Here is an 8,071-nt window from a genome sequence, read left to right on the forward strand (position 1 = left end):
GCGATGTTTCCCAACAGGTCTACGTCATTGAACGGATTCCGGACGGGGCGGCGCAGCCATAACTTCGTCCTTTCCAGGGTGCCGATCGGGTCTCGAGAGCAGGAGGTATCCGAGTGCGAGTAGATGTGCACGTCCACTATTGGACCGACGACTATCTCGACCTGCTGGTCGAACTGGGCAAGACCGACACCGATACCCAGCGCGGCATGGGTGCCGGCGGGGGCACCGAACTCGAGGCGCGGCTGCGGCTGATGGACCGCGCCGGAGTGGATATGCAGATTCTGTCCGCGGCACCCCAGCTGCCCAATGGCCAAAACCGCGAAAAGGCCGTTGCCGCAGCACGCTTCGTGAACGACCAGTACGCAGACGTGGTGGCGCGCCACCCGGATCGGTTCCTGGCCGTCGCGACGACGCCCATGCCGCATATCGACGAGTCGATCGCCGAACTGGGGCGCGCGATCGACGAATTGGGCATGGTCGGAGCCGTCATGAACACCACGGTGCTCGGACGGGCCCTGGTCGACCCGGAATTCGCGCCGGTGTTCGCCGAACTCGATCGCCGCGGCGCGGTGCTGTACCTGCACCCCGCGGGCAACAGCGCGTGCAGTCCGCTGATCGCGGACTATCACCTGACCTGGATGGTCGGCGCGCCGATCGAGGACACGATCAGCGTCATGCAGTTGATCACCCACGGATTTCCGGTGCGCTACCCGAACATCGAGGTGATCAACTCGCATCTGGGCGGAGCCCTGCCGATGCTGTTGCAACGGGCCGACAACCAATACCGTTGGGAGGCACCGGAAACCCCGGACCTGCCGAGCACTCTGGCCCGCCGGATGTGGTACGACACCGTCGGGCACGGTCATCTGCCGGCCTTGCGTGCCGCCATCGATTCCTTCGGCGCCGACCGACTGATCCTGGGCACCGACTTTCCCTACGAGGCCGACGACATCTTCGTCCGCGCCGTCGACTACATCAACAGCCCCGACATCGCCGCCGCCGCTGCGAAGGCGATCCTGGAAACCAACGCCGAACGCCTCTTCCGCATCTCTCGTCGACATGGCTGACTGCACCGGCCAGGGGAGAGCGGGCGCCCGGCATCATTTGCCCACGTCGAAGGTGCCAGTTATGCGGTCGCAGCGGATGCGGCGATGCCGGACAGCATGTGAGAAACGACGCAGCGAACTGGACGGTGTAGTTGGGCAGGAACGGCAGTCGCTCAGGAATCGTGCCGGATTGCAGCATCGTCGAGGTGATGCACCCCGTCGGTCCGAACACGTACGGTGGCCTCCGGGGTCAAGCATGATGGAGTGCGGGGCCGCACCAGAACCGGCGCCGCTTGCCCGGTTCACGTGGAAGCAGGCGCTGGGTCTCGCGGGCGGATTTCTACTGCGCATGCTGACCGAAACCATCGCATCCGGATATGGTTCACGGCCCACCGGTGATGTCGAGAAGGTAACCGGTTCGGCGCCAACGGACTTCACCGATTTCGCTCACCGCACGGCAGCAGCCTGGAGTAAGGAGACAGCCCGATGACCCGGATCGGCAATCTCGAGGATTTCCGTGCCCTGGACCCCTTCTTCCGAATCATCGAGCAAGGCGTCAACGGCCTCGTGGACGGCGATCATTTCTTCGACATGCTCGCCGAGGACGTCGTCATCGAATACGTGATCACGGTTCCCGGCTATCCACGCCGGGTGATCGGCCGGCAAGCCATCGCCGAGCTGTATCGCCCCTACGGCGAGACCTTCGTCCTCGACCGCTGCCACGACCTGGCCGTCCACCACGACAAGGACACCGGCGTGGTCGTTCTCGAATACGCATCCCAAGGCCGTACCGTCGCCACCGGTGCCGCCTACGCCAACCGCTATATCTCGGTGCTGACCATCGGCGATCGCAAGATCGTGCACTGGCGCGACTACCTCGACCCACTAGCGGTCTTCGACGCGATCGGATGGCCCGCCGGCACCTGAGGTCTCCCCGGCGATGATCTTCCCGCACAACGAAACTCGAGCAGCCGCTCTCTCGAACGCCTGCTGAAACTCTTCCCACTGTGAGAGGCCGGCTACGCCCCCTGACAGGATTTCGCGGCGGTACGGATCACGTCGATCACCAGGCCGGGCTGGGACAGCATGGGGACATGGCTGCTGTCCACCTCGTAGGTGCTGGCGTTCATGCGTTTCGCGCAGAAGCGCTCCAGCTCGGGGTGCACGGTGCGGTCGTTTCTGGCGACGATGTACCAGCTCGGCGTCGACTTCCATGCGGTGCCCGCTACCTGCTGGTCGAAGAGGTCCGCGGTGGGGACGCCCTGGGTCGCCAGCACGAGTTGCTGCTCCTGCTCGGAGAGATCGCCCGCGAAGTACTCGATACCGTCCGGTCGCAACCAGATTCGACCCTCGGCGATCTCGATGTGCGCGAACAGATCCGTCGTGGGGAACTTGGCCTGCAGACTCTGCGATGTCTCGTCCTCGTCCGGGGCGAGCGCGGCGATGTAGACGAGTCCCGCGACACGGTCATCGGTCCCCGCGGCCGTGATGACGGTGCCGCCGTACGAGTGACCGACGAGGATGGCCGGGCTGCTGACCCGGCCCAGCGCCCGCTTGACCGCGGCGACGTCACCTTCCAAGGTGTCGAGGCTGTTCTGCGTGGACACCACCTGGTGTCCCTCCGCCTGCAAGGTGGGAATCACCTTGCTGAAGCAGGACCCGTCGGCCCACAAGCCGTGAGCGAAGACAATGCTCGGTGTGGTCGGCGTCGACATGATGCGCACCCTTCCTCGGCACGAATCAGCCGGATCCGCACCGCACTAGGTTGGTTCTCCGTCTTCGAACCGTGATGGCCGGATCGGCCCCCACAGCCCTCATCGTCCTCCACGACCCGCACTTGGACCGAGCTTTCGCGAGGTTCTGTCGAACCCACCCGTGCACACACGCCATTCGAACCCGCCGGGGTCGGCCGCAGCCGGGCGCGCGCCACGCGGCAGTGGGTGCGAGGTCGGGTACGCCGAAGGCGGGTCTTGGTTGAGCCGGTTGAGGTTATGGCCGGGACTTCAGCCCGAGAGCGGGGACGAGCCGGCGGCGCAGGTAGCCGCGCAGGCGCTCGGAGTCGCTGGTGGCGGGGGTGTCGAATTGCAGGATCGAAATGAGGAATCTGATTGTCGTTTCCGCGATTTCGTCGAGGTCCAGTTCCAGGTCGGGCTCGTACTCGCGGATGGGTTCGAGATAGTGCCGGGCCAGCCGCAGTGACTCCGGTGTCATCAGAGTGGCGAGCCACTCGGCGTCGGCGGAGCCTGCCGAGGACAGGGCGGTCCGCTGGGTCTCGCGCAGTAGTCGCGCGCCCGCGACGGTGGCCTCCACCACGAAATCCGCTGCTGTGGGCGCGTGCCTCGCCTCGTCGACGATGTGCTGGAACAACCCGGCCGAGACATGCGTCGCGGCGAGTTCGATCAATTCTTCGCGGCCGCTGAAGTGTGCGTAGACGGTCGGTCGTGAGACCCGCGCCTCGGCGGCGACCACGCTGATCGACGTGCGCGCGCGACCCAACCGGATCAGGCATCGGGCCGCGGCCTCGACGAGCCGTTGCCGCGCACCCGCGCCGTCCATGGGTGGATCCCCACCCCAGGCCAACTTCGGAGCTGTCACAGTGGGTCATCCTAGGTGCTTTACAGATTTATCTAGAAGTGTATAGCGTGTAACACATGGCTGAGTCGCTCTCGTCCGTGGATCTCACCGATCTGGACAACTTCGCCGCGGGCTTTCCGCACGGCCTGTTCGCCCTGCACCGCACCGAATCTCCGGTGTACTGGCACGAGCCCACCGCGCACACCCCCGATGGTGAGGGGTTCTGGTCGGTGGCGACCTACGCCGAGACCAAGGAGGTCCTGACCAGTCCCGCGGCCTACTCCTCCGAGACCGGCGGCGACCGGCCCTACGGCGGCACCGTGCTGCAGGACCTGCCGATGGCGGGCGTGGTGTTGAACATGATGGACGATCCGCGGCACTCCAGGATTCGGCGTCTGGTGTCGAAAGGCTTGACGCCCAGGACGGTTCGCAACCTGGAAGAGGATCTGCGGGCGCGTACCGGGCGCCTGCTGGACACCGTCGTCAGTGGCGGCGACCACGACTTTCTCACCGAGATCGCGGCCGAGCTTCCGATGCAGGCGATCTGCTTCCTGCTCGGCATCCCCGAGGCGGATCGTCACCGCCTGTTCGGGCTCATCGAGCATGTCTTCGACATTCCCGACGGCCAGGACTACCTGACCACGAGCCCGGAGCGGACGGCGGCGATGGGGGAGCTCTACGAGTACGGCTTGGCGCAGATCGCCCAGCGCCGGGCAGATCCGGGTGCGGACATGCTGTCGCTGGTCGTCCACGCGGAGATGCCGGACGAGGACCCGTCGCGCCTGTCCGACGAGGAATTGCGGTCGTTCTTCAATCTGCTGTTCTCCGGCGGCTCGGACACCACCCGCAACGCCATTGCCGCCGGACTTCTCACGCTGATCGAAAACCCTTCGCAGCTGGCGGAATTGCGTGACAACCCGGAACTGCTGCCGGTCGCCATCGAGGAGATCGTCCGCTGGACCGCGCCGTCTCCGTCCAAGCGCCGCACGGTCACCCGCCCTGTCGAACTGGCCGGGCACCGGCTGGAACCGGGCCAGAAAGTATTGGTCTGGGAGGCCTCGGCCAACCGTGACGAGCTCCGATTCGACCACGCCGACCGCTTCGACATCCATCGAGACCCCAACCCGCACTTGGGATTCGGTCAGGGCATCCATTTCTGCCTCGGGGCGCATCTGGCCCGGTTGGAGATGCGGGTCGTATTCGAGGAGCTGTTCGCCCGCTTCGACGGCTTCGAACTCGCCGGACCGGTCGAGTGGACACGCAGCAGCCGCCACACCGGACTGCGTCACCTGCCGCTGCGCATGACCGCACGCTGACCGAATCCATTGCTGCCCTGCGGCTCTCGTCAACCAGACCCTCGCATAGAAGAAAGTTGTTTCCATGGGCAAAGCTCGACAACTCGCCGACCGCTATGTGGACAGGGTCAACGCCGGTGACCTCGATGGCATCGTCGCGCTGTTCGCCGACAACGCCGAACTGCTCAATCCGTTCGGGCATTTCGCCGGTTCCGAGCAGATTCGCGGCTTCTACGAGAAGACCATCCTCGCGGTCACTCCCAGGGTCACCGCCGCCGGGTGGATCGAGCAGGACAACCGAATCGCCTTCGAACTCCAAGCGCGAGTCGACGGCTACGACGCGGTCCAATACGCCATGGACCATCTCACCGTCGCGGCCGACGGCGACCACATCGCACGCATGGCCCTCTACTACCGCCAAGTTTCGCAGTGACCCCGAACGTTCCGAAACAGATTGCACAAGTGGAGATTCCGCGTCTGATCGATGTGCCGCGGGACTCAGGGGGAGCTGGGGCGCGTGTCGGTCCAGTCGACCATGAGGTTGCGTTCGGTGAACAGCCAGACGCCGTCCTGCTTGATCGTGGTGTCGAGGTAGCGGATCCAGGCCGTCATGATGGTGCGGGACCCGTCCTCGTTCTCGGTCAGGTGCTGGGCCATGCAGTAGGTGACGCCCGCCGCGCGTTCACCGGACAGGTCGACCGTGCTCTGTCCGTTGAAATGCATTGTGGCCGCATAGGCGTTGAGGGCGTCGAATACGGGTGCCAGGGACTCACGGCCGTTCAGTTCTTGTGACGGTTCAGGGTTGCGTGCATCCATGAAGACGACGAAATGCGTGTCCTCGGTGAACAAGGCCATCTGTCCCTTGGCATCACGCCGGTCGGCACACTGCGCGTAGGCGTCGATGAGTTCACGGATAGCGAGCCGGTCGGCTGCTTCGGTCTCGGTCATGTGCGGATGCGTTGCCATCTCGAGAGCTCCTTCGGCTCGTTTCGTACCCGCTCGGCCCACTCCATCAACCTGATGAAAGGCTAGCCCAGGGCCGAGACCGACAATCGGCAGTGGCTCGCGCGGCCGGGGACCATCCGCTTGTAAAACGGAATCGGGTTGCCGGGCTGTCAGATTGCTCGTGTGCGTGCTGCGATGCCCTGGTTCTGGAAGATCTGGTCGTAGTAGTGGATGACCAGCGGGCGGGTGAGCATGGCCTCGAAGGTGGCGGTGAAGCCGTGTTCGGTGCGCCAGGCGAGGTAGTCGGTGTAGTTGTGCCGCTCGGTCCACTGGGTAAGGCCTGCGACATGGTCGGCGTCGTCCTGATCGCGCAGGATGCGAATTTCTTCGCACCCTTCGTGTTCGAGGCTTTCTCCCAGAATGTTCAGCAGCAGTTGCGCGACGTCGTCGCCGCGGCCGGGCTGGGCGAAGAATTCGGCGGTGACCAGCGTGCTCACGGAGTGCTCCTGCAAGGTGCCGGCTGCTGATGTGGGCGCGGTTCAGTAGGGGGCCGGCTGGTTGTGCACGATGATCAGGGAAGTGATCTTGCCGTCGGTGGTGGTGAAGTAGCTGGTGAGTATCAGTTCGTCGGGCAGATTCGTTTTGTCGTACTGCCCGTCGTAGCGTGCCCGCACGATGGTCAGGTCAGGGTGGGGGACGACCGCTGTCACCTCCAGGTGACCTTGTCGGCGACCAGTTCGTGGCGCGCCCAGGCGCGGATCGACGCGGTGCCGGCGAATTCGCGGCGCACGTCGTTGACCAGGGCGTCCTCGGCGAAGGTGGCCATGATGGCATCCAGGTCGAAGGCGTTGACCGCAGCGATATGGGCAACGACGACCTCGGGCAGTGTGACGGTCGGGGCGGTGGCGTTCATAGGAGCTCCTTCGATGGTCTCGGGGTGGAACGGTGCTCACCGAATATCCCGGAAACAGCCCCATTGGCGTCTGTGAACTCGACCTGAAACACCCCCGGCCACGGAATGTCGGTGAGCCATATGGCAGCGGTCGCGGGCAGTTCGCATACATGGTCTCTCCGCGTTGAGCTTTCGTGGAACGTGTGTGGCACTTGCTCGTTTCGCGGCGCGGAAGAAAGCGGCGACTCGATGAGAATCCGGCGCCGCCAATTCTCATTAGGAGTCGTCGGCATTGCGATCCCGCGCCGCCCTTGCCCGGGCCCAGGTCCACGGTCAGGAGCGCAGCGCTGGCTCGAACTGAGAAATTCGATGACAAGCAGCTAACGGCTGGCGGGGTTAGCGGGATATCGGCCGGGTGCATTCGGATGGCGGAGGGTTCTGCGCAACGTCTGGTACGGCCACGGATTTGCCAGGTGCACATGGAATTCGGCATTTCTTCCCGATCCGGCCGTGCCTGCCGCTTAAGCTATCTACGCCGTACGACAAATGCTCGATGCAGAGAAGCTTTGAGTCCAGGAGGTGCGGAATGCCGGAAGCCAGCCGTTGGTGCCGCTCACGTCCACTATTGATTGCGAGTTTTTTGCCGGTTGCCGTCATCCTCGGAACCGGAGTCGCCGCGGCATCCCCGGATGGCACCGCGCCGCCACCTGCCGCGCTACCCACGACAGCGGACTGGCTATCGCTGAGGCAATTCGCGCAAGGGCAGGATCCGTTCGCGCTGCCAGCCGAACTCGCTCCGCTCGGCCAGTCGCTGGTCGGCGTCGCACCCGCGGTCGATATGAGCAGCGGCGATCCAGCCATCGGCCCGGCGAATCCGCTTGCCGCCGCGGGTTGGACCGGAATCGAGAATGCGGACGCGGCGGACTTGATGCCGGCCATGGATCAGCAGCCGGTCCAGACGTTCTGCGCGTACCTCCCGGTAGATCCCCAGAGATGCTCCGTCGCCGTCGTCGACGCGGGCGTCGGTGCGGCAATCGGTGCAGGCCTCGGCGCGGGAGTGTCCGCGCCCGTCGCGGTAGGTGCGGGCCTGGTCGGGGCCGCCGCTGGATTCGTCGTCGGTATCCCGTTCCTGCCGACTGGTTTGGTTATCGGCCCGCTCCTCGGCGCGGCTGTCGGCGTCGCCGTCGTTGCCGGACCGGCCGCCCTGCTCGGCGGGGCGCTCGGGGCGTCGGTCGGGGCGATACTGGGCCTCGCTTCGCCCCTCCCGCCGCCGGGCGGCCCGACCGATGGATCCGGCGCGCCCGTCACTTCGCCATAAA

The 8,071-nt window shown here is 65.2% G+C and carries 11 protein-coding genes; 5 read left to right on the forward strand and 6 right to left on the reverse strand.

All coding sequences use genetic code 11. The features are described from left to right. Nucleotides 1-113: 113 nt before the first annotated feature. Both ACFXN1_RS43620 and ACFXN1_RS43625 read left to right on the forward strand, forming a co-directional pair. Nucleotides 114-1,067: an amidohydrolase family protein gene (locus tag ACFXN1_RS43620; protein WP_379439264.1), complete on the forward strand. Its 954-nt coding sequence runs from the start codon at nucleotides 114-116 to the stop codon at nucleotides 1,065-1,067. Between the two features lie 465 nt (nucleotides 1,068-1,532). Continuing rightward, the gene (locus ACFXN1_RS43625) at nucleotides 1,533-1,973 is read left to right on the forward strand and encodes a nuclear transport factor 2 family protein (RefSeq protein WP_379444522.1); all 441 of its coding nucleotides are present in this window, start codon (nucleotides 1,533-1,535) and stop codon (nucleotides 1,971-1,973) included. A gap of 92 nt (nucleotides 1,974-2,065) precedes the next feature. On the opposite strand, the gene ACFXN1_RS43630 is transcribed toward ACFXN1_RS43625, so the two are convergent. Both ACFXN1_RS43630 and ACFXN1_RS43635 read right to left on the reverse strand, forming a co-directional pair. Next, entirely contained in the window at nucleotides 2,066-2,761 is a 696-nt protein-coding gene (locus tag ACFXN1_RS43630) for an alpha/beta fold hydrolase (RefSeq protein WP_379395760.1), read from the reverse strand. Between the two features lie 274 nt (nucleotides 2,762-3,035). Next, on the reverse strand, nucleotides 3,036-3,641 hold the full coding sequence (locus ACFXN1_RS43635; RefSeq protein WP_379444521.1) for a TetR/AcrR family transcriptional regulator: 606 nt from the start codon (nucleotides 3,639-3,641) through the stop codon (nucleotides 3,036-3,038). Between the two features lie 56 nt (nucleotides 3,642-3,697). Here ACFXN1_RS43635 and ACFXN1_RS43640 point away from each other — a divergent pair, with 56 nt between their 5' ends. Together ACFXN1_RS43640 and ACFXN1_RS43645 are read left to right on the forward strand one after the other, a co-directional pair. After that, a complete protein-coding gene (locus ACFXN1_RS43640) occupies nucleotides 3,698-4,936 on the forward strand; it encodes a cytochrome P450 (RefSeq protein WP_379444519.1) in 1,239 nt (412 codons plus the stop codon). A gap of 64 nt (nucleotides 4,937-5,000) precedes the next feature. Then, the gene (locus tag ACFXN1_RS43645; RefSeq protein WP_379395754.1) at nucleotides 5,001-5,348 is read left to right on the forward strand and encodes a nuclear transport factor 2 family protein; all 348 of its coding nucleotides are present in this window, start codon (nucleotides 5,001-5,003) and stop codon (nucleotides 5,346-5,348) included. Between the two features lie 65 nt (nucleotides 5,349-5,413). Here the strand turns inward: ACFXN1_RS43645 and ACFXN1_RS43650 are convergent, their stop codons facing one another. The 4 genes from ACFXN1_RS43650 to ACFXN1_RS43665 form a co-directional block, all read right to left on the reverse strand. Next, nucleotides 5,414-5,881, reverse strand: a complete 468-nt coding sequence (locus ACFXN1_RS43650) for a nuclear transport factor 2 family protein (RefSeq protein ID WP_379444518.1) — start codon at nucleotides 5,879-5,881, stop codon at nucleotides 5,414-5,416. A gap of 149 nt (nucleotides 5,882-6,030) precedes the next feature. Beyond that, a complete protein-coding gene (locus tag ACFXN1_RS43655) occupies nucleotides 6,031-6,357 on the reverse strand; it encodes a putative quinol monooxygenase (protein WP_379444517.1) in 327 nt (108 codons plus the stop codon). A gap of 42 nt (nucleotides 6,358-6,399) precedes the next feature. After that, a complete protein-coding gene (locus ACFXN1_RS43660; protein ID WP_379444515.1) occupies nucleotides 6,400-6,570 on the reverse strand; it encodes a hypothetical protein in 171 nt (56 codons plus the stop codon). Further along, entirely contained in the window at nucleotides 6,567-6,773 is a 207-nt protein-coding gene (locus ACFXN1_RS43665) for a nuclear transport factor 2 family protein (protein ID WP_379444514.1), read from the reverse strand. Before ACFXN1_RS43665 ends, ACFXN1_RS43660 begins: the two co-directional genes overlap by 4 nt. A gap of 619 nt (nucleotides 6,774-7,392) precedes the next feature. Here ACFXN1_RS43665 and ACFXN1_RS43670 point away from each other — a divergent pair. Beyond that, entirely contained in the window at nucleotides 7,393-8,070 is a 678-nt protein-coding gene (locus tag ACFXN1_RS43670; protein ID WP_379463927.1) for a hypothetical protein, read from the forward strand. Nucleotide 8,071: the final 1 nt, after the last annotated feature.

The organism is Nocardia sp. NPDC059154 (genome assembly GCF_042755705.1).
GTDB lineage: Bacteria > Actinomycetota > Actinomycetes > Mycobacteriales > Mycobacteriaceae > Nocardia.